Origin of the sequence: Bradyrhizobium sp. U531 (genome assembly GCF_051710265.1) — a bacterium.
Lineage (GTDB): Bacteria > Pseudomonadota > Alphaproteobacteria > Rhizobiales > Xanthobacteraceae > Bradyrhizobium.
Map to the genome: position 1 here is coordinate 248,812 of NZ_JASVEN010000008.1, position 19,428 is coordinate 268,239.

Here is a 19,428-nt window from a genome sequence, read left to right on the forward strand (position 1 = left end):
GCGACGAAAGGACCGGCCGGATGCAAATCGACGGGATCGATGCGCTGAAAAGCAAAATCAGCTCCGGGTGGGTTCCGGAGTTTCTTTTCTTTTGGGGACACACCCCGAAGGATCAGACAATCGACAAGCACGTGCTCAGCCAGTGGTGGCCGGCGACGTTCGTCATAGACGGCAGGGCTTACGCAACCGCCGAGCACTACATGATGGCCCAGAAGGCCGAACTCTTCGAGGATCGAGACACCCTCGACGCCATCCTTGCTGCACCTAGCCCGTCTCAGGCGAAGAAGCTCGGCCGGTTGGTGAAAAACTACGACGATGAGCGTTGGGTCGCTCATCGCTTCGATGTGGCGCTGCGCGGCAATCTGGCGAAGTTTGGCCAAAACCCTGAGCTTGGAGACTGGCTGCTCGCGACCGGCGATAGCGTGATTGTGGAAGCCAGCCCCGTCGATAGCATCTGGGGCATCGGTCTTGCCGCCGACGACAAACGAGCCGGTGACCCGCATGGTTGGCCGGGGCTCAACCTGTTGGGCTTTGCCCTCATGAAGGCCCGCGATTTGCTGAGATCAAAAGCGCGAGCGGCCTAGCTGCCGCCGCCCCACCTCCCCGCACGCTTCTCCGCAAACGACGCCAACCCCTCCGCCGCCTCCGGGCTCTGGCGCTTGAGCGAGTGCAGGTTGACGAGCCGCGTGTAGGCGGCATCGTCCACGGCCATGCCGCCGAACGAGCTTTCCAGCGCGAGCTTCTTGGTCTCGGCCATCGCCTCCGGCCCGTTGGCAAGCAGCTGCTCGACGACCTTGCTGCCTGCAGCTTCGAGATCGGCGAGCGGCACCACCTCGTGCACGAGGCCGATGCGGCGGGCGTCCTCGGCGCCGAAGCGTTCGCCGGTGAGGGCGTAGCGGCGGACCTGACGGACGCCGATGGCATCGCAGAGCTGCGGGATGATGATCGCAGCGGTCAGGCCCCAGCGCACCTCGGTGATGGAGAACAACGCATTGTCCGCGGCGATCACGACATCGCACGCCGCGATCACGCCGGTGCCGCCGCCGAAGCAGCCGCCCTGCACCAAGGCGACGGTCGGGATCGGCAGCGTATTGAGCCGCTGCACCGCCTCGAAAGTCGCGCGCGAGGCCGTCTCGTTGGCCTCGGGTGATTGCGGCCGCACGCCGTTGATCCATTTGAGGTCGGCGCCGGCCTGGAAGTGCTTACCGTTGCCCCGGAGCACGACGACGCGCAAATTGGGCTTCTTGCCGAGCTCGTCCATGGCCGCGAGCACGCCCGCGATCAGCGCACCGTCATAGGCGTTGTTGACCTCCGGCCGGTTCAACGTGACGGTCGCAACCCCACGCTCGTCGAGGGTCCACAAGACGGGGTTGGCAGTCATCCGCGATTCCTCCGGTTCGTTTGCTTGGCGCGCACTATGGCCGAGACAGCGCATCCCGATCCATATCTTTCCAGCGTGGGGCGGTCGCGCCCATCGCATGGCGGCTTGTGTCATGGTGGCGCCCGGCGGCACCAAGGGACAGGACGGAATCATCATGCGCATCTGCATTTTCGGCGCGGGCGCCGTCGGCAGCCACATCGCGGTGCGGCTGGCGCGGGCCGGCCATGACGTGTCCTGCGTGATGCGGGGCGCGCATCTGGAGGCGGCGCGCGCGGGCGGCCTCAAGCTGCGCGTCGGCGATTCCGAGGTGTCGGCCAGGGTGAACGCCTCGGGCGACCCGGCGCAACTCGGCCCGCAGGACGTGGTGATCTCGACGCTGAAGGCGACCGCGCTGACGGGGTTGGTGTCCAGCATCAAGCCGCTGCTGCAGGACGATACCGCCATCGTGTTCGCGCAGAACGGCATTCCCTGGTGGTACGGCATCGGCCTGCCGCCGCGGCACCCGACACCGCCGGACATATCCTTCCTCGATCCCGGCGGCCGCCTGCGCGCCTGCATCCCGAAGGAACGGATCATCGGCGGCGTCGTCTTCTCCTCCAACGAGGTCACCGCGCCCGGCGTGGTGCAGAACCTCACCCCGGATCGCAACCGCCTCCTGATCGGCGAATGCGACGACCGCAATTGCGAGCGCATCACAAAACTGCGCAACGTGCTCAACGACGCGCGGCTGGAATCGCCTCCCGTCGCCGAGATCCGCGAGGCGATCTGGTCAAAGCTGCTGACCAACATGTCGTTGTCGGTGCTGTGCCTGCTCACCGGCCAGACCGCGCGCGGCGTGCGCGACGACCCCGCCTTCACCGAGGTCATCCCGCGCATGCTGACCGAGGCCAACGACATCGCCCAGCACTTCATTCCCGAGGTCAAGCGCGTCACGCGCAGCGGCCCCGCGCCCAACCACAAGCCCTCGCTGCTGCAGGATTACGAGCTCGGCCGCGCCATGGAGATCGACGTGCTGGTGAGAGCGCCGGCCGCCTTCGCCCGCACCGCCGGCCTGTCGACGCCGACGCTCGACCTGATCGCCGCGCTCGCGATCCAGAAGGCGCGGGACAAGGGGCTTTATGCGGCCTGAGCCTCAGGCAAGCCCATCGATCCAGGTGGCGAGCGTGTCGAGCACTTCGGTCAACGCCTCGTCATTGGTCCGGCCCGACTTTTTCAACACCGCAAAGGAGTGATCGCCGCCCTCGACCTCGTGCAGCGTCGCCCTGGTCCCGAGCGAGGCAACGACAGGCTTGAGATGGCCGAGATCGGCCAGCTCGTCGCGCGTGCCTTGCAGGAACAGCATGGGGATCGCGATATCAGCGAGGTGCTCGGCGCGCTCGGACGACGGCTTCTTGGCGGCGTGCAGGGGGAAGCCGAGGAAGGCGAGCCCTTTCACGTCAGGCAGCGCCGCCTTCGACTGTGCCTGCGAGGTCATGCGTCCGCCGAAAGATTTGCCGCCCGCGACGAGCGTCACCCCGGGGCAGAGCCGCGCCGCCTCTGCGACGGCGGCGCGAATGGCGGCATGCGCGACGCCCGGCTGGTCGGGGCGTCCCTTCTTCTGTTCCATGTAGGGGAAATTGAAGCGAAAGGTCGCGATGCCGCGCTCCGCAAGGCCGTCAGCGACCTTCTGCATGAATGCATGCCGCATGTCCGCGCCGGCGCCATGCGCCAGCACGTAGCAGGCGCGCGCCTGCTCCGGCCGCGTCAGGATCGCCGAGACCGGACCGATGCGTTCGATATCGAGCTTGAGCTCGCGCGTCTCGACCAAGACCGAAGGTTCCCGATGAATTTCCGCGATAGTAGCGGCGCCACCGCGATCTGAAAACAGCAGACCCCCGCCCCAGCCGGACGCCCGCGACGGTGCCCCTTAGCTGACCCGCCGCTCCCGACCTTCCCAGAACGGCCTGCGCAGCTCGCGCTTCAGCACCTTGCCGGCGCCGGACAGCGGCAGCGGCGTCTCGGTGATCTCGATGCTGCGCGGACATTTGTAGCCGGCGATCAGCGTCTTCGCGAACTCGATCAGCTCGCCGGGCGAAATCTCCACGCCGCCGCGCTTGACCACGACGGCATGAACCTGCTCTCCCCATTGCTCGTTGGGAACGCCGATGACCGCGCATTGCAGCACCGACGGATGCTGCGCCAGCGCGTTCTCGACCTCGACCGAGTACACATTCTCGCCGCCCGAGATGATCATGTCCTTCACGCGGTCGACGACATAGATGAACCCGTCCTCGTCCATGTAGCCGCCATCGCCCGTATGCATCCAGCCGTCGACGACGGCCCGCACGGTCTCTTCCGGCCGCTCCCAATAGCCCATCATCACGGTGTCGCCGCGCACCACGATCTCGCCGACCCCGCCCGCCGGCACAGGCTGGTCGTTCTCGTCGACGATCCGCACCTCGCAGCCGAGCGTGGCGCGGCCCGCACCGCGATGCCGCCCCTTCTTGCGGCCCTCCCCGACATGCTCGTCGGCGTGAAGCAGCGTCGCGATCGGCGACAATTCGGTCATGCCGTAGGCCTGGGTGAAGCGCACATGCGGCAGTGCGCGCGCGGCACGATCGAGCACCGCCTCGCTGATCGGCGAAGCCCCGTAGATGATGTTCTTGAGCGATGACAAATCGTAGCCGCCGATCGCGGGGTGATCGACGAACATCTGGATCATCGTGGGAACCAGCAGCACGTCGGTGACGCGCTCGTTCTGCATCGCGGCCATCACGCCTTCGGGGGTGAAGCCCTGAACGATCACGTTGGACCCGCCGGAGAGCAGCAGGGAATACATCGCCGCGCCGTTCGCGAGGTGAAACATCGGCGCCGCGTGCAGATAGATCGCACTCCCCGGAAACAGTCCTTCGCCGAGGGCGTTGAGGGCGTTGGCCATCAGGTTCTGGTGGCTGAGCATCACGCCCTTGGACCGTCCGGTGGTGCCGCCGGTATAGAAGATGCCGGCGAGATCGTCGCCCTTGCGCATGGCATCGACAACGGGATCGCTGCCTGCGACCACATCCTCATAGCTTTCCATCCCGGCCGGAACTTCGCCGTCGTCGGCATAGATCAGCCTCAGCGATGGAATGGCGCCGGCGAGCTGAGCGCCGACCTGCGCAAAGGCCTTGTCCACCAGCAGGATGGAGGCGCGGCAGTCGCGCAGCGCATCCTCGTTTTCCAGCGCGCTCCAGCGGATGTTGAGCGGCACGATCACGCCGCCCGCCCAACCGGTCGCCAGATAGAGTTCGAGATAGCGGTCCGAGTTGAACGACAGGATCGCGACACGGTCGCCGTCCTGGACGCCGCGCGTCCTCAGGCCGCCGGCCAACCTCGCGACGCGCTCGCCGATCTCCGCCCAGCTGCGGCGCCGCTGCCCATAGACGGTGGCGAGCCCCTTCGGATTGATCTGCAGCGCGCGGCGCAATCCATGCGTGATGTTCATCCCGTTCCTCCTGTACGCTTCTTCCCTGTTACTTTGCGCACCGGGTTGCGCCGTTGCGGCACTCCCGGTGTCTTCCTTGTCGTCTGCTGCCGGTCCTCGATCGCCAGGCCTTCCGTCAGGCGAACCGTGAATTCGTCGGCAATTGCGGTCGGCGACAGCTCGCCGTCGCTGCGATACCAGTGGCCGATCCAGTTGAGCCCGCCTGCGATCGCGAACGCTGCGAGCTTGGGATCGCAGGGCCTGATCGACCCGTCGGCGATGCCCTCCGCGATATATTGCCGGAACGTGGCGTCGATCCGCCTCTTGGCGGCGCGCGCGACATTGGCGTTCTGCTCGGTCAAGTCACGCAAGTCGAAGCGAACCAGGCTTGCGCCGAAGTCGGTCGCCATCAGCGCGGCATAGGCGTGCACCAACTTGCGCAGCTTGACGAGGCCCGAACCGCCGCCGGCGTTGACCTCGGTGATCACGCTGTCGACGAGCTCGGCGCCCATCGACCAGCACTCGAACAGGATCTCGTCCTTGCCCCTGAAATAATTGTACAGCGCCGGCTTGGTGATGTTCAGCCGGTCGGCGACCTCGTTCAGCGTCACGCGATGATAGCCCTGCTCCAGGAACAGCTGCACCGCGGCGCGCAGCACCGCCTCGCGCTTCTCGTCGCGAGCGCGACGACGGCTCTCGAACGGCAACCAGGGCGATGACAGTCGAATGTGCGGCGCTGAACTCATGCTCGATCGGTTGACTCCGGTGGATATCGAACGATATGTTACCCATGGGTAAGAAAAAGTCCATTGGGTAATTTATCTGGAGGAAGCGATGTCTGACGTCATCGTCGCAGGGGTCGGCATGATCCCCTTCGCCAAGCCGGGCGCCAGCGCGCCCTATCACGAGATGGGGACGGAGGCGACGAAGCTCGCGCTCGCCGACGCCGGCATTGGCTACGAGGCGGTCGAGCAGGCCTATGTCGGATACGTCTACGGCGATTCCACCTGCGGGCAGCGCGCGCTCTACCATGTCGGGATGACCGGCATCCCCATCGTCAACGTCAACAACAACTGCTCGACCGGATCGACCGCGCTGTTCATGGCGCGGCAGATGGTCGCGAGCGGCGCACTGGATTGCGTGCTGGCGGTCGGCTTCGAGCAGATGCAGCCCGGCGCGCTCGGCAGCGTCTACACCGATCGCCCGAGCGCATTCGAGGAATTCGACGCGGCTGCGGACGAGTTGATCGACGCCCCCGGCATCCCCCTCGCCCTGCGTTATTTCGGCGGGGCGGGGCTCAGCCATATGAAGAAGTACGGCACGCCGCTCGACGCCTTTGCCAAGGTGCGCGCCAAGGCGAGCCGCCATGCCAAGAACAATCCGCTCGCGATCTTCCGCAAGGAAGTCACGGCGGACGACGTGATGAACGACAAGGTGATCTGGCCGGGCGTGATGACGCGCCTGATGGCGTGTCCGCCGACCTGCGGCGGCGCCGCCGCGGTGCTGGTGTCCGAACGGTTTGCCGACAAGCATGGCATCGGCAAAGAGGTGCGCATTGCCGCGCAGTCCATGACGACCGATACGCCCTCGACCTTCCGGGCCGGCGACATGATGCAGCTGGTCGGCTACGACATGGCAAGAGAGGCGGCAAAGCAGGTTTACGAGAGCGCCGGTGTCGGCCCTGACGACCTCGATGTGGTCGAGCTGCACGACTGCTTCGCCCACAACGAGCTCATCACCTACGAGGCGCTGGGCCTCTGCGGCGAGGGCGAGGCCGGCAAGTTCATCAATGACGGCGATAACACCTATGGCGGCCGGATCGTGACCAACCCGTCTGGCGGATTGCTGTCGAAGGGACACCCGCTCGGCGCCACCGGGCTTGCGCAGTGCTACGAGCTGACGCGGCAGTTGCGCGGCACGGCGGGTCCCACGCAGGTCGAGGGAGCGAAGGTCGCTCTCCAGCATAATCTCGGCCTCGGCGGCGCCTGCGTCGTCACGCTCTACAAGCGGCACTGATCTCCGCCATGGTCGATCAGTCCGCCGTGGGGCGAAGCTTCACACCCGCCACCGCCCGCGTCGAGCCGGGTCGGCTGCGCTACTTCCTCAACACGCTGGGTGAAAAGAACCCGGTCTACCGCAACGCCGATGCGGCGCGGGCGGCCGGATTTGGCGGCATGCCGGTGCCGCCGACCTATTTGTTCTGCCTGGAGATGATGGACGTCGACGATCCCTTCGAGATGTTCACCACGCTCGGCATCGAACTCGCCCGTGTGCTGCATGGCGAGCAGAGCTTCGTCTATCACGCGCCGGTTCTGGTCGGCGACACCCTGACGTTTCGCCCGCGCGTGACCAGCGTGACGGACAAGAAGCGCGGCGCGATGACGCTGATCGGCATCCGGTGCGAAGTGACCAACCAGGACGGTGTTCACGTCGCCGACACCGCGCGCACCATCGTCGTCCGCAACGAGGTGGCGTCATGACGGCATCCGCAGACATCAAGGCCGGCGACCGCCTCGTCCACAAGGTGTTCCCGCCGATCACCCGTCACACGCTCGCGCTCTATTGCGGCGCATCGGGCGATCATAATCCGATCCACGTCGATATCGACTGTGCCAAGTCGGCCGGATTTCCGGATGTGTTCGCACACGGCATGCTGGTGATGGCCTATCTCGGACAGGCGCTCACGGATGCGGTGCCACCGTCGAGGCTCCGCAATTTTTCCACCCGTTTCGTCGCCATCACCCAGCTCGGCGCCAAGCTGACCTGCGAGGGCATCGTGACCGAGCTGTTCTCCGAGCACGGCGAGCGCCGCGCGAAGCTTGCGCTCGTCACCCGGGACGATCGCGGCGAGATCAAGCTCGAAGGCAGCGCCGTCGTCGCGCTGTGACAGCAACAGGACACATGCAAATGACAAAACTGCAAGGAAAGGTCGCGCTCGTCACCGGCTCGGGCCGCGGCATCGGACGCGCGATCGCACTCAAGCTCTCGCGCGAAGGCGCCAGGGTCGTCGTCAACGATCTCGACGCGGAGCCAGGCGATGCCGTGGTCGCCGAGATCAAGGCGCTGGGCGGCGATGCGGTTGCCGTCAACGACAGCGTCGCCGAGGCGGGCTTCGCCGACCGCTTCGTGGGCGCTGCGCTCGACAAGTTCGGCGGGCTCGACATCATCGTCAACAATGCCGGCTACACCTGGGACTCCACCATCCAGAAGATGACGGACGAGCAGTTTCAGGCCATGCTCGACGTCCATCTCGTCGCCCCGTTCCGCCTGCTGCGCGCGGCCGCCGAGCCGATCCGCGTCTTCGCCAGAAAGGAAGCCGAGGAGGGCCGCGAGGTGTTCCGCAAGGTCGTGAACATCTCCTCCATCGCAGGCCTCTACGGCAACGCCGGGCAGGCGAGCTATTCCTCGGCCAAGGCCTCGCTGGTCGGGCTGACCCGAACCATGTGCAAGGAGTGGGGCCGCTACAAGGTCAACGTCAATTGCGTCGCCTTCGGCCTCATCAACACCCGCCTGACCCAACCGATCGAGGCGCAGCAGAAGACCATCGACGTCGCCGGCCGTGACATCAAGGTGGGCGTGCAGCCGCAGATGCTGGAGGCGATGTCGCGCATGATTCCGCTCGGCCGCGGCGGCACGCCCGAAGAGGCGGCCGACGCGGTCTATCTGTTCTGCAGCCCGGAATCGAATTATATCAGCGGCCAGGTGGTCGTCGCCGGCGGCGGCCTGATTGTCTGAGAGCGAGGCGCTATGCACTACCGATCATCGTGGATGACTGAAGAGCTGGACACCTTCCGCGACCAGTTCCGGAAATATCTCGCCAAGGATCTGGCGCCGCACGCGGAGAAATGGCGCGAGCAGAAGATGGTCGACCGCTTCGCCTGGCGCGGCCTCGGCGAGATGGGCGCGTTGCTCGCCAGCGTCCCGGAGGAATATGGCGGCCTGGGTGCCTCCTTCGCCTATGACGCCGCCGTGCTGGACGATCTCGAAAGCACGGTGCCGGAATTGACCACCGGTGTCTCCGTGCACAGCGCCATCGTGGCGCACTACATCCTCAACTACGGCTCCGAGGAGCAGAAGAAGCGCTGGCTGCCGAAGATGGCCTCCGGCGAGATGGTCGGCGCCATCGCCATGACCGAACCCGGCACCGGCTCGGATCTGCAGGCCGTGAAGACCACCGCCAAGAAGCAGGGCAATTCCTACGTCATCAACGGCCAGAAGACCTTCATCACCAACGGCCAGGCCGCGGATCTCGTCGTGGTGGTGGCGCGCACCGGCGAAGCCGGCGCGAAAGGCATCTCGCTGATCGTGGTCGAGACCGCGGGTGCCGACGGCTACAAGCGCGGGCGCAACCTCGACAAGATCGGCCTGCACGCCTCCGACACGTCGGAGCTGTTCTTCGACAACGTCACCGTGCCGCCGGAGAACCTGCTCGGCAAGGAAGAAGGCCAGGGTTTTGTCCAGCTGATGCAGCAATTGCCGCAGGAGCGGCTTGCGCTCGCGGTCGGCGCCGTCGCCGCGATGGAGCGCGCCGTCAAGCTCACCGTCGACTACACCAAGGAGCGCAAAGCCTTCGGCAAGCCGCTGATGGACTTCCAGAACACCGCGTTCACGCTGGCCGAGCGCAAGACCGAGGCGATGATCGCGCGCGTCTTCGTGGACTGGTGCATCGAGCGTCTGGTCGCCGGCGATCTCGACACCGTCACCGCGTCGATGGCGAAATACTGGTGCTCGGAGAAGCAGGTCGAGACCGCCGACGAATGCCTCCAGCTGTTCGGCGGCTACGGCTACATGCAGGAATACCCGATTTCGCGCATCTTCATCGATTCCCGCATCCAGAAGATCTATGGCGGCACCAACGAGATCATGAAGCTGTTGATCTCGCGGTCGCTGTAAAGCTGAATGGTTTTCGATTGAATCGATTGCCGTCGCGACGGCAGAGGTCGTCATGCCCGGGCTTGTCCCGGGCATCCACGTTCTCCGCGCCGCGTGGAAAGGCGTGGATGGCCGGGACAAGCCCGGCCATGACGCTGTGGGTACTATTCGTGCCCAAGCCTACTCCTGATATGCGATTGCTCTCTTCCGCAAACGACAGAACGGAAACGCATCTCGCTCGCTGCGGCGATCGAGCCCCATTCCATCCTGCTTTAGCTACTTCATCCGCTTGTCGGCAGCGACGAAGTCGATGAAGGTCCGCACCTTCGCGGAGAGATATTTGCGGCTCGGATAGACCGCGAACAGCTTTCCAGTGAAGATGGCCTTGTCGGGCATGATGTGCTCGAGCCGTCCGGCGGCGATGTCCTCGGTGACCAGCCATTTCGGCAGGAAGGCGAAGCCCATGCCTTCGAGCGCGGCCACGTGCAGCAGCGTTTCGTTGCCGCTGCGCAGCACCGGATTGAGCTTGACGGTCTCCGTGCCGTGCTCGCCCGCGAGGGAGAAGCTTTCGCCGGGATAAAGCGCATAGTGCAGCAGGGCCTGGCCGGAGAGATCAGTGAACTTCGCGGGGCGCCCCGCGCGTTTGAGGAAGGTCGGTGCCGCAACCAGGTAGAACGGGACGTTGGTAATGAGGCGTGCGATCAGCGCCTCGTCGGGCGCGGCGGTCGCGCGCAAAGCGAGATCAAAACCCTCCTCGACCAGATTGACCAGCCGCCCGCTGAGATCGACATCGAGGCGCACCTCCGGATAGCGCATCTGGTAGTCCGCCAGCACCCCCGCGAAGATCTTGTTCGCCATCCACACCGGCGCGGTCAGCCGCAACGTGCCGTGCGGAACGACGGTCGCGTTGCTGACGGCGGCCTCGACCTCATCCAATGAATCCAGCATCTGCCGGGCCTGCTCGAAATAGAGCGCGCCGCTTTCGCTCAAGCTGACGCGCCGGCTGGTCCGGTTGAGCAGCCGCGTGCCCAGCCGCTTCTCGAGCTGCATCACGTGCTTGCTCGCCATGGCGGGCGAGATGCGCAGGCGCTGTGCTGCGGTCGCAAAGCTCTTCAGCTCGGCGACCAGGCAAAACACCCTCATGCTGACCAGGGAATCCATGAGATCATCAACATCCGGGAAATGAACCAATCCCAGAGCGGATAATGATCAAAAATGGAGAAACTATCAAATGGTGGCAACCTTCACATTCTGGAGAACCACCATGTCTGCCACCACCTTCGAAACCGCCGGCCCGGGCCGGGCCCTCCGCATCGGCCTCTGGGCCGCGCAGGTCCTGCTCGCCTTCGTCTTCATCTCGGCGGGGTTCGTGAAGCTGACCACCCCGATTCCCCAGCTGGCCGCGATGATGCCGTGGGCCGGCCAATATTCCGAAACCTTCGTCCGCGCGATCGCGCTGGTCGACCTCGCCGGCGGGCTCGGCATCCTCCTGCCCGCCCTGACGCGAATCCTGCCGCGGCTCACCGTGCTCGCCGCGCTCGGCTGTGCGGTGCTGCAAGTGATCGCGCTCGTCTTCCACCTCTCGCGCGGCGAAGCTGACGTTGCGCCGCTCAACGTCGTCCTGCTCGCCCTCAGCCTGTTCGTGCTGTGGGGACGCAATAACAAGGCGCCGATCGCGCCGCGTCAGTTTTGACCGGCAGCGACCATGATCTCCGCCAATGGATGGTCCCGCAGGGGCCTGTTCGCCGGCACCGCGATCCTCACGGCCGGCGGCAGCGCCGCGGCCAAGGACGATCGCCTCGCCGAGGGCGTCGTGATCCTGATCGACAGCAACGAGCCCTATGTGATGGGTCATGCGATCAGTTATTCGGCCAATCTCGCCAAGCATTTTGCCGAGAAAGGCGCGCGGCCGTCGATCGAGGTCGTCGCCAACGGCAAGGGCATCGACATCTTCCGCGCGGACAAGACACCGCTGGCTGAGCCGCTGGCGATGTTGCGGCAGTCGGTGCCGAACCTCACCTACAGCATGTGCGCCTCGTCCAGGACGATCGCGGAAGCCAAGGAGCAGGTCTCAATTCCGCTGATATCAGGCGCGAACCTCGTCCCGTTCGGCATCGGACGCGTCGTCGATCTGCAGCTGAAGGGCTTTGCTTACATCCATGCGTGAGACGGCCGACACTAGCGAACCGATGTTGTCGCGGCGATCGATCCTGATCGCCGCGCCGATCCTTGTCGCTTCGCTGCGCGCGGGCTACGCGCAGGACAGTTGGCCACCGGTGTTCGAGGCCGGCCGCAGCCAATTCACGGTGGTGCGTCCGCACGCGCCGATGCCGCAGCTCAGGCTTCAGGACTTGCACGGCCGCGATGCCGTGGTTGCGGCGAAGCCGGGCCGCATCACCTTGGTGAACTTCTGGGCGACCTGGTGCGCAGCCTGCAAACTCGATCTGCCCATGCTGGCCAGCCTTGCCGGCGCGCGGCCCGAACGGCTCGATATCGTCGCGATCTGCACCGATACGAAGGATCTCCGCAAGGTCCGCACGTTTCTCGGCGGCCTCGCCGTGCCGAACCTCGCCTGCTATGTCGATGCCTATGGCGCGGCGGCGCAGGCCTCCACCGAGATGTTCTCGATCGTCGGCATGCCCATCACCTATCTCGTCGGAATGAGCGGGCGCGTCGAGGGCTATATCACCGGCGCGCCGGACTGGCTGTCGCCGGCCGGCAGCCGCCTGCTGCAATTCTATCGCGAGCAGGGCTGATCCGCCCAATTCGAGCCCCTCCGATGACGGGTCGCGCCGCGCGATCCGCCACGAAACAGATGTCCGAGACAACCTGCCATTGCAAGGGACAGCGTGAAACCATACGCTGCACCCAAAAAGGGCAATCGCCATCTGGTTTCGTTTGGGTCAGGGAGGATAGCGAATGGGTCACGTCTCGCGCCGGGAACTGCTTCAGCTTGCGGCTGTTGCGCCATCGGCCCTTCAGATGGCCTGGACGTCGGCTGCATCTGCGGCAGGCGAAAAGAAAATCCTGACTGCGGTGATGCAATCGGACCTCCGCGTCACCGATCCCGGCTTCACGACGGCCATCATCACCCGCGACCATGGCTATATGGTCTACGACACGCTGGTCGGCATCGATTCCAGCTTCAAGGTGCGGCCGCAGATGGCCGACTGGACGGTATCCACCGACAAGCTGACCTACACCTTCACCTTGCGCGATGGCCTGAAGTGGCATGACGGCGCACCGGTGACGGCGGAGGATTGCGTCGCCTCGCTGAAGCGCTGGTTTACGAGCGTCGACGGCATGGCGCGCAAGTTGATGGACTTCACTTCGGGTGTCGAGGCAACGGACGCCAAGACGATCGTGCTCAAGCTGAAGGAGCCCTATGGCTTGGTGCTGGAGACGATCGCCAAGCCGTCGGCCGTCGTCGCCTTCATGATGCCCAAGCGGTTGGCCGAGACCCCGATCACCAAGCAGATTCCGGAGCAGATCGGCTCCGGACCGTTCAAGTTCCTCGCGGCCGAATTCCAGCCTGGCGTGAAAGCCATCTACGAAAAGAACACCGACTATGTGCCGCGCAAGGAGCCGGCCGAATGGACATCGGGCGGTAAGGTGGTCAAGGTCGACCGTGTCGAGTGGATCACGATGCCGGATGCGCAGACCGCGCTCAACGCGCTGCAATCCGGCGATGTCGATTTCGTTGAAACTCCGCCGTTCGACATGCTGCCCGCGCTCGAGTCCAACCCGGAAATCACTGTTTCCATCTTGAACAAGTTCGGCTTCCAGTCGTTCGGCCGGATGAACTTCCTGCATCCGCCGTTCGACAATGTGAAGATCCGCCGCGCCGCGCTGCTCGCGATCAACCAGAAAGACGTGCTCGACGCCCAGATCGGCAATCCCAAATACTACAAGTTCTGCGGCGCATTCTTCATCTGCGATACGCCGCTGGCCAGCGACGCCGGCGGCGAGACACTGATGAAGGGCAACGGAATGGCGGACGCGAAGAAGGCGTTGGCAGAGTCCGGCTATGACGGCACGCCCGTGGTGATCTTGGCGCCAGGCGACCAGATTCTCCTGAAAGCGCAGCCGATCGTGGTCGCGCAGCTGCTGCGCGAGGCCGGATTCAAGGTCGACGTTCAGGCGATGGACTGGCAGACCTTGGTCACCCGCCGCGCCAACCAGAAGTCGCCGAAGGAAGGCGGCTGGAACATGTTCTTCACCTACCAGGGCGCCGCTGACTCCCTAAACCCGCTGGTCAACGTCCCGATGGGTGGCAAGGGTACGAGTGGCGGCTGGTACGGTTGGTCCGAGGACCCCAAGCTCGAGGAGATGCGCGACGCCTTCGCTCGCGCCACCTCGCCGGAAGAACAGAGAAAGATCGCCCTCGAAGTGCAGAAGGAAGCTTATGATCAGGTGATCTACGTGCCACTCGGCCAGTTCCAGTCGCCGAGCGCATGGCGCAAATCACTGACCGGCGTGATCGACGGCCCGGCGACGCCGATGTTCTGGAATGTGGACAAGAAGGAGTAGGCTTACGGCCTCCCAAGCACCGTGAGACGAAGCTCTAGTTCGGATGCCACCAGCGGCCGCCGATGACGACGCCTTCGGAGGCGATCTTGCGATCGCCGATCAGGTGCTCGCCGACGACGTCCTCATAGTCGAACTGGCCCTGCTTCACCGCAATCAGCGTGGCATCGCCGACGCTGCCGGGCTTGAGGCTGCCGAGCTCGGGGCGGCGCAGCGCCATGGCGGCGTTCACCGTCGAGGCCGCAACCACGTCGGACAGCTCCATGCCCATGCATAAAAATTTCGACATGGTCGTGACCTGGTCGAAGGCCGGGCCGTCGATGCAGAGCTGGTGGATATCCGAGGAAATGGTGTCGGGATAGAAGCCGTTGGCGAGCATCGCGCGCGCGGTCTTGAACGCGAACGAGCCCTTGCCGTGGCCGATGTCGAACAGCACGCCGCGCTCACGCGCGTCCAGCACCGCCTTCTTCACCGTGCCTTGCGCGGTTGCCGGCGTGTTGGGGAAGGGCCGGAACGCGTGGGTCAGCACGTCGCCGGGACGCAAGCGCGCCAGCACCTCCTCGTAACTCGGCGGCGGATGGTCGATATGCGCCATCAGGGGCATGCCGACCTCGTTCGCGACCTCGAGCGCGATGTCGAGCGGCACGATGCCTGACGTGCCCGAGGAATGCAGGCCGACGCGCACCTTGATGCCGACGACGAGATCGCGGTTGGCATCGGCCACCTTCGCCGCCTCGATCGGATTCATCAACCGCAATTCCTCGCTCTCGCCGACCATGATCCGGTGCGAGAAGCCGAAGATGCCGGCATGCGAGACGTGCAGATAGGCAAGGATGCGAACCTGGCTCGGCTCGATCACATGCTTGCGGAAGCCGGCGAAATTGCCCGGCCCGGCGCTGCCGGTGTCGACCGCGGTGGTGACGCCGGAGAGCCGGCAGAACTCTTCCGCGTCGATGCCGAGCGAGGTGCCGCCCCAATAGACATGGGTGTGCAGGTCAATCAGTCCCGGCGTCACGATGTATTTCGAGACGTCGCGCACGTCGGTGCCCGGATCCGCCTTGAGCCCGGTACCGATGGCGGCGACCTTGCCGTTCGCAAAGGCGACATCGGTCACGGCATCGAGTTTCTGCGAGGGGTCAACCACGCGGCCACCGCGCAGGATCAGGTCGAAAGGCATGATGGTCTCCGGATGAGCGGCCGAATGCGGCTTGGGTCAACGCCTCCGCACATCGATAAACACGACATGATGCATGTCAATGTCGTAGCCGGGTGCAATCCTATGATCCGATCGAGCGGCAAGCCGGCAACGATCCGGCTTCCGCCAATCTCCCCCCACCAAGGACGACGGATATGAGCTACGCCACCATCAATCCTTATACCGGCGAGACTCTGAAGACTTTTCCCAGCGCGACCGATCAGGAGGTCAGCGCGGCCATCGATCGGGCGGACGCAGCCTTTCGCGCCTGGCGCGAGGTGCCGATCTCGGCGCGAACCGCGGTGCTGCAAAAAGCGGCAGACATTCTGCGGCGGGATTGCGACACTTATGCCAAGCTTCTGACGCTGGAAATGGGCAAGCTGTTCGCTGAGGCCAAGGCCGAAGTCGAGCTCTGCGCGCGCATCTTCGAATATTACGTCAACAACGCCGAGCAGTTGCTGCGGCCGGAGAAGCTGCCAGTGGCAGACCCGGCGGAAGGCGAGGCGATGATCGTGCACGATCCGCTTGGCGTCATCCTCGCCATCGAGCCTTGGAATTTTCCCTATTACCAGATCGCCCGCATCATTGCGCCGCAACTGTCGGCCGGCAACACCATCCTGCTGAAGCATGCCTCTAACGTACCCCAGAGCGCTGCAGCGTTCGAGCGCATCATGCATGAGGCCGGCCTGCCCGCGGGATGCTTCACCAAGCTCTACGCCACCCGCTCGCAGGTCGAGATGATCATCAACGATCCCAGGGTTCACGGTGTCGCGCTTACCGGCTCCGAGGACGCCGGCGCGATCGTCGCCGCCCAGGCCGGCAAGGCGCTGAAGAAATCGACGATGGAGCTTGGCGGCGCCGACGCGTTCGTCGTCCTGGCCGATGCCGATCTGGACAAGACGGTCAAATGGGCCGTGTTCGGCCGGCACTGGAATGGCGGCCAGGTCTGCGTCTCCTCCAAGCGCATGATCATCGTGGACGAGGTGTACGATGAATTCCTGGCGCGCTATCGCAAGGGTGTCGCCGCCCTGAAGGCAGGCGACCCCTTCGATGCCGAGACGACGCTGGCGCCGCTCTCGTCGCAGCACGCAGCCGACGAGATCCGGGAGAGGATTCAGCAGGCCGTGAAGCAGGGCGCCAAAGCCGAGGAGGTCGGTCCGTCGGTGCCCAACCAGGGCGCGTTCGTGCAGCCCACGATCCTCACCGAGGTGAACGAGGACAATCCCGCCCGCTATTGGGAATTCTTCGGTCCGGTCTCCATGCTGTTCCGCGCAAGGGACGAAGCCGACGCGGTGCGTATCGCAAACGACTCCCCGTTCGGGCTCGGCGGATCGGTGTTCACGTCGGACACCAAACACGGCGCGGAAGTCGCGCGAAAAATCTCGACCGGCATGGTGTTCGTCAATCATCCGACCAAGGTCGAAGCGGACCTGCCGTTCGGCGGCATCAAGCGATCCGGCTATGGCCGCGAACTGCTCGGGCTCGGGCTCAAGGAATTCGTCAACCACAAGCTGATCGACGTCGTCGATATCGACGCCCGCTTCTGATCGACCGCCCGGATCGGGGGCGCTGGCATCTCCCTCGACAGCATCGGACGCGGCATGAACGCCGCGCCCGATGATCGATGAACTTCACCTCGGCGGAGGCAAGCCGACCGCGATCAGTGCCCGTTGGGTTTGCGATCCGCTCGCGGCGCCTCGTCCTTCAGCCGCTCCAGCGCGTCGGGCATCATACGGCCGAACATCGAGCTCAGCATCGCAGTCGGGATCAGACCCGCATTGCTGCTTTCCTGGCCCTGCCCGCCGGACATCAAGAATTGCGGCACCAGCGGCTGGTTGATCTTGGTCAGGGCTTCCGCGAACTTCGCAAAGTTCTGCTCGGCCAACCTGAACTCCGGTCCGCCATAGGCGTCGACCGCGAGTTTCGTCGCCTGCGCGTTGGCGGCGCCGACCGACAGCACGCGATCGGCCTCGCCCTGGCCTTCGAGCCGCGACTGCTGACCGACCGCGGCGGCCGTCACCTTTCGCGTCTCGGCGTCCTTCTGCGCGCGGGCGAGCGCCGCGGCACCCTCGTTCTCGTTCACCTTGATCTGGATGAGCGATTGCGTCAGCGCCGACTGCGCCGCCGCCGTCGCCTTGGCCTCGTTCAGCGCGCGTTCCTGCACCGCGGCCTTCTCCTGCTCCTGGTAGGTCTCGATCTGCTCGCGCGCGATCTGGCGCGAGCGGAGCTGGATCAGGATGTTCTCGATGGTGTGGTCGCCGTTCGCCGCACGCGGCGTGCCGATCAGGACCTCCTGGAGGTCGAGCGAATAGCTCTCGAACTTCGCCTTCATCTGCGCCGCCGATTCCTCCTGGATCTGCGCCCTGTTCTGGAGCAGCTCGATCAGCGTCATCTTCTGCGCGATGTTCTTGAAGAACGCGCTGACCATCGGGTCGAGCGTCTGCTCGACCAGCTTCTTCACGTCGCCGAAGCGCTGGATGATCATCGGCGCCTTCTTGTAGTCGATATGCATCACCACCGAGAGCGGCAGCGTCGGCTCGAACGCATCCCTCGTGATCAGCGAGATCTCCGACAGGTTCTCGTCCAGCTTCATCGCGCCGACCTCGCCACGCACCCATTTCAGGATGAAGTTCACGGTCGGGATGATCTCGATCTTGCCGGCATAGGTGTTGAACGCGTATTTGCCGGGCAGCAGCGGGTCCTTCCAGACGCCGCGGCCGCCGTTCAGCACGAGCTCGCCATGACGATATTGCTCGCCCGACACGTCGTCGGACCGCGGCCCCGTGTAGAAGATGACGACGCCGACATTGCCGACCGGGATCACCGTCTTCGCGACCGCCTCGACGGTCGCGAACAGCCGATTGATGTACCAGGTGCCTTCGACGATGACCTAGAGCTGCCGGCCGCGATAGCCGCCGGCCCGCAGGAATTGCTCGGGCTCCTGGAAATTGTTGTGAAACGTCTCCCAGTCGCGCAGCTCGACGCCGACTTCGGGCGCGATGATCTCGCCCGGCGGCAGCGACGGGCCGTCATGCACGGTGACGATGCCGACGAGGTCGTGATCGGCCGCGAGCACGACGGGCGCAAAGCCCCAGCGCTCAGCGATGGTGAGCTGCATGGCGTCAAGCACGCCGCGCTCCTGCTCGCTGAGGGCATGGCCGTAGACGCGCTCGTCGGTGATGATCGCGAACTGCGTGGTGTTGATCGCATAGGTGCCCTCACGCAGGACCTTGCGTTGCGGTCCCTTCTGTCCGCCGCCGAGCAGGAAACGCCGCGCGTTCTCGAAGTCCGACCTGTCTTCGCTGTCGTTGGCGCCGAGCACCTGTGAGGCGCCGAGCGGCGCGCCGTCGCGTGCGAACACATAGGCGATCTTGCCCTGTCCGACCGTGACCAGATCCGATTTGTGGATCCGGTACATGAACGGAAAGAACACGTGCAGGCCGCCGCGCAGCACTTCCGGCTCGTAGCCGGCCTCACCGTTCAGCGCGATGAAGCCGCCCTCGATCGACCCGGTCGTCGACCACAGCTTCTCGACGATGCCGACCTGGTTGTTCGGAATGTAACGAAAGATATTGGCCAGCCGCAGCACGATGACGAGCGCGATCGCAGCCGCGGCCCAAAGCGTCGGCTGGATCAGCCAGGCGCCATTGAAACCATTGAAGTCCATAGTTCATCTCCACAATTCGCAACTGGGCGGCTTAAGTTAACCAAAGCCACACCCCAGGATTGCAGGAGCGGAGATGTGAATACGGCCCGTCCTCCGCAAGCCGGAGGTCGCGTAAAGCCGTGCCAATCTTTTTTTATTGGAGGATTGACGGGAGAGCTGGAAAGAGTCAGCGAAAACTTCTGAAAAGCCGCATTTTAGACTGGCGATCCCGGCATGACTCGAACATGCGACCTACGGTTTAGGAAACCGCCGCTCTATCCGGCTGAGCTACGGGACCGCGGAACCCGCCGACGAGGCGGGTTGCCTGAGGTGTACATATCAAAGCGAGGGCCGAACCGGAAGCC

The 19,428-nt window shown here is 64.7% G+C and carries 18 protein-coding genes, 1 tRNA gene and 1 pseudogene; 12 read left to right on the forward strand and 8 right to left on the reverse strand.

The genetic code is table 11. The features are described from left to right. The first annotated feature begins 20 nt into the window (after window positions 1-20). Complete coding sequence (locus QRQ56_RS30200) at window positions 21-584, forward strand: NADAR family protein (protein ID WP_438744898.1); 564 nt, start codon at window positions 21-23, stop codon at window positions 582-584. Here the strand turns inward: QRQ56_RS30200 and QRQ56_RS30205 are convergent. Beyond that, complete coding sequence (locus tag QRQ56_RS30205; protein ID WP_438744900.1) at window positions 581-1,381, reverse strand: enoyl-CoA hydratase-related protein; 801 nt, start codon at window positions 1,379-1,381, stop codon at window positions 581-583. The two genes, QRQ56_RS30200 and QRQ56_RS30205, sit on opposite strands and share 4 nt — an antisense overlap. Before the next feature lie 154 nt (window positions 1,382-1,535). On the opposite strand from QRQ56_RS30205, the gene QRQ56_RS30210 reads away from it, so the two are divergent. Further along, the gene (locus QRQ56_RS30210; RefSeq protein WP_438744988.1) at window positions 1,536-2,510 is read left to right on the forward strand and encodes a ketopantoate reductase family protein; all 975 of its coding nucleotides are present in this window, start codon (window positions 1,536-1,538) and stop codon (window positions 2,508-2,510) included. A 3-nt stretch (window positions 2,511-2,513) separates the two neighbouring features. On the opposite strand, the gene QRQ56_RS30215 is transcribed toward QRQ56_RS30210, so the two are convergent. From QRQ56_RS30215 to QRQ56_RS30225, 3 genes are all read right to left on the reverse strand, one after another. Continuing rightward, window positions 2,514-3,188, reverse strand: a complete 675-nt coding sequence (locus QRQ56_RS30215; protein WP_438744901.1) for an alpha/beta hydrolase family protein — start codon at window positions 3,186-3,188, stop codon at window positions 2,514-2,516. 99 nt (window positions 3,189-3,287) lie between these two features. Next, window positions 3,288-4,844, reverse strand: a complete 1,557-nt coding sequence (locus QRQ56_RS30220) for an acyl-CoA synthetase (protein ID WP_438744903.1) — start codon at window positions 4,842-4,844, stop codon at window positions 3,288-3,290. Next, window positions 4,841-5,569: a TetR/AcrR family transcriptional regulator gene (locus QRQ56_RS30225; RefSeq protein WP_438744906.1), complete on the reverse strand. Its 729-nt coding sequence runs from the start codon at window positions 5,567-5,569 to the stop codon at window positions 4,841-4,843. Before QRQ56_RS30225 ends, QRQ56_RS30220 begins: the two co-directional genes overlap by 4 nt. A gap of 88 nt (window positions 5,570-5,657) precedes the next feature. Here QRQ56_RS30225 and QRQ56_RS30230 point away from each other — a divergent pair, with 88 nt between their 5' ends. The 5 genes from QRQ56_RS30230 to QRQ56_RS30250 are packed head-to-tail and all read left to right on the forward strand — an operon-like array spanning window position 5,658 to window position 9,716. Then, on the forward strand, window positions 5,658-6,839 hold the full coding sequence (locus QRQ56_RS30230; protein ID WP_438744907.1) for a lipid-transfer protein: 1,182 nt from the start codon (window positions 5,658-5,660) through the stop codon (window positions 6,837-6,839). Between the two features lie 8 nt (window positions 6,840-6,847). After that, window positions 6,848-7,303 carry a MaoC family dehydratase N-terminal domain-containing protein gene (locus tag QRQ56_RS30235; RefSeq protein ID WP_438744909.1) on the forward strand — a complete coding sequence of 152 codons (456 nt, stop codon included), beginning with the start codon at window positions 6,848-6,850 and terminating at the stop codon, window positions 7,301-7,303. Next, the gene (locus tag QRQ56_RS30240) at window positions 7,300-7,710 is read left to right on the forward strand and encodes a MaoC family dehydratase (protein ID WP_438744911.1); all 411 of its coding nucleotides are present in this window, start codon (window positions 7,300-7,302) and stop codon (window positions 7,708-7,710) included. The genes QRQ56_RS30235 and QRQ56_RS30240 overlap by 4 nt, the downstream gene beginning before the upstream one ends. Before the next feature lie 20 nt (window positions 7,711-7,730). Beyond that, a complete protein-coding gene (locus QRQ56_RS30245) occupies window positions 7,731-8,558 on the forward strand; it encodes an SDR family NAD(P)-dependent oxidoreductase (RefSeq protein ID WP_438744913.1) in 828 nt (275 codons plus the stop codon). Between the two features lie 12 nt (window positions 8,559-8,570). Then, a complete protein-coding gene (locus tag QRQ56_RS30250; protein ID WP_438744915.1) occupies window positions 8,571-9,716 on the forward strand; it encodes an acyl-CoA dehydrogenase family protein in 1,146 nt (381 codons plus the stop codon). Window positions 9,717-9,971: 255 nt separating this feature from the next. On the opposite strand, the gene QRQ56_RS30255 is transcribed toward QRQ56_RS30250, so the two are convergent. After that, window positions 9,972-10,856 carry a LysR family transcriptional regulator gene (locus QRQ56_RS30255; protein ID WP_438744917.1) on the reverse strand — a complete coding sequence of 295 codons (885 nt, stop codon included), beginning with the start codon at window positions 10,854-10,856 and terminating at the stop codon, window positions 9,972-9,974. A gap of 103 nt (window positions 10,857-10,959) precedes the next feature. On the opposite strand from QRQ56_RS30255, the gene QRQ56_RS30260 reads away from it, so the two are divergent. The 4 genes from QRQ56_RS30260 (at window position 10,960) to QRQ56_RS30275 (ending at window position 14,225) form a co-directional block, all read left to right on the forward strand. Then, window positions 10,960-11,388 carry a DoxX family protein gene (locus tag QRQ56_RS30260; RefSeq protein WP_438744919.1) on the forward strand — a complete coding sequence of 143 codons (429 nt, stop codon included), beginning with the start codon at window positions 10,960-10,962 and terminating at the stop codon, window positions 11,386-11,388. A gap of 12 nt (window positions 11,389-11,400) precedes the next feature. Then, window positions 11,401-11,862: a DsrE family protein gene (locus tag QRQ56_RS30265; RefSeq protein ID WP_438744921.1), complete on the forward strand. Its 462-nt coding sequence runs from the start codon at window positions 11,401-11,403 to the stop codon at window positions 11,860-11,862. 22 nt (window positions 11,863-11,884) lie between these two features. Further along, window positions 11,885-12,451, forward strand: coding sequence for a TlpA family protein disulfide reductase (locus QRQ56_RS30270; RefSeq protein WP_438744923.1), 567 nt, complete (start codon window positions 11,885-11,887; stop codon window positions 12,449-12,451). Window positions 12,452-12,614: 163 nt separating this feature from the next. Beyond that, window positions 12,615-14,225 carry an ABC transporter substrate-binding protein gene (locus QRQ56_RS30275; protein WP_438744925.1) on the forward strand — a complete coding sequence of 537 codons (1,611 nt, stop codon included), beginning with the start codon at window positions 12,615-12,617 and terminating at the stop codon, window positions 14,223-14,225. A gap of 34 nt (window positions 14,226-14,259) precedes the next feature. Here QRQ56_RS30275 and QRQ56_RS30280 read toward each other — a convergent pair whose 3' ends face one another. Continuing rightward, window positions 14,260-15,399 carry an amidohydrolase/deacetylase family metallohydrolase gene (locus QRQ56_RS30280; RefSeq protein ID WP_438744927.1) on the reverse strand — a complete coding sequence of 380 codons (1,140 nt, stop codon included), beginning with the start codon at window positions 15,397-15,399 and terminating at the stop codon, window positions 14,260-14,262. Between the two features lie 173 nt (window positions 15,400-15,572). Between QRQ56_RS30280 and QRQ56_RS30285 the strand changes: the two genes are divergently transcribed. Next, on the forward strand, window positions 15,573-16,964 hold the full coding sequence (locus tag QRQ56_RS30285) for an NAD-dependent succinate-semialdehyde dehydrogenase (RefSeq protein WP_438744929.1): 1,392 nt from the start codon (window positions 15,573-15,575) through the stop codon (window positions 16,962-16,964). A gap of 113 nt (window positions 16,965-17,077) precedes the next feature. Here the strand turns inward: QRQ56_RS30285 and QRQ56_RS30290 are convergent. After that, window positions 17,078-19,084: pseudogene (locus tag QRQ56_RS30290) on the reverse strand (SPFH domain-containing protein). Window positions 19,085-19,284: 200 nt separating this feature from the next. After that, window positions 19,285-19,361 (reverse strand) — tRNA-Arg (locus QRQ56_RS30295). Between the last annotated feature and the right edge of the window lie 67 nt (window positions 19,362-19,428).

Coding starts and splice junctions, on each gene's coding strand:
- QRQ56_RS30200 (WP_438744898.1), top strand. CDS start 21: ATGCAAATCGACGGGATCGATGCGCTGAAAAGCAAAATCAGCTCCGGG.
- QRQ56_RS30240 (WP_438744911.1), top strand. CDS start 7,300: ATGACGGCATCCGCAGACATCAAGGCCGGCGACCGCCTCGTCCACAAG.
- QRQ56_RS30270 (WP_438744923.1), top strand. CDS start 11,885: ATGTTGTCGCGGCGATCGATCCTGATCGCCGCGCCGATCCTTGTCGCT.
- QRQ56_RS30220 (WP_438744903.1), bottom strand. CDS start 4,844: ATGAACATCACGCATGGATTGCGCCGCGCGCTGCAGATCAATCCGAAG.
- QRQ56_RS30235 (WP_438744909.1), top strand. CDS start 6,848: ATGGTCGATCAGTCCGCCGTGGGGCGAAGCTTCACACCCGCCACCGCC.
- QRQ56_RS30210 (WP_438744988.1), top strand. CDS start 1,536: ATGCGCATCTGCATTTTCGGCGCGGGCGCCGTCGGCAGCCACATCGCG.
- QRQ56_RS30285 (WP_438744929.1), top strand. CDS start 15,573: ATGAGCTACGCCACCATCAATCCTTATACCGGCGAGACTCTGAAGACT.
- QRQ56_RS30225 (WP_438744906.1), bottom strand. CDS start 5,569: ATGAGTTCAGCGCCGCACATTCGACTGTCATCGCCCTGGTTGCCGTTC.
- QRQ56_RS30275 (WP_438744925.1), top strand. CDS start 12,615: ATGGGTCACGTCTCGCGCCGGGAACTGCTTCAGCTTGCGGCTGTTGCG.
- QRQ56_RS30255 (WP_438744917.1), bottom strand. CDS start 10,856: ATGGATTCCCTGGTCAGCATGAGGGTGTTTTGCCTGGTCGCCGAGCTG.
- QRQ56_RS30260 (WP_438744919.1), top strand. CDS start 10,960: ATGTCTGCCACCACCTTCGAAACCGCCGGCCCGGGCCGGGCCCTCCGC.
- QRQ56_RS30250 (WP_438744915.1), top strand. CDS start 8,571: ATGCACTACCGATCATCGTGGATGACTGAAGAGCTGGACACCTTCCGC.
- QRQ56_RS30245 (WP_438744913.1), top strand. CDS start 7,731: ATGACAAAACTGCAAGGAAAGGTCGCGCTCGTCACCGGCTCGGGCCGC.
- QRQ56_RS30205 (WP_438744900.1), bottom strand. CDS start 1,381: ATGACTGCCAACCCCGTCTTGTGGACCCTCGACGAGCGTGGGGTTGCG.
- QRQ56_RS30265 (WP_438744921.1), top strand. CDS start 11,401: ATGATCTCCGCCAATGGATGGTCCCGCAGGGGCCTGTTCGCCGGCACC.
- QRQ56_RS30280 (WP_438744927.1), bottom strand. CDS start 15,399: ATGCCTTTCGACCTGATCCTGCGCGGTGGCCGCGTGGTTGACCCCTCG.
- QRQ56_RS30230 (WP_438744907.1), top strand. CDS start 5,658: ATGTCTGACGTCATCGTCGCAGGGGTCGGCATGATCCCCTTCGCCAAG.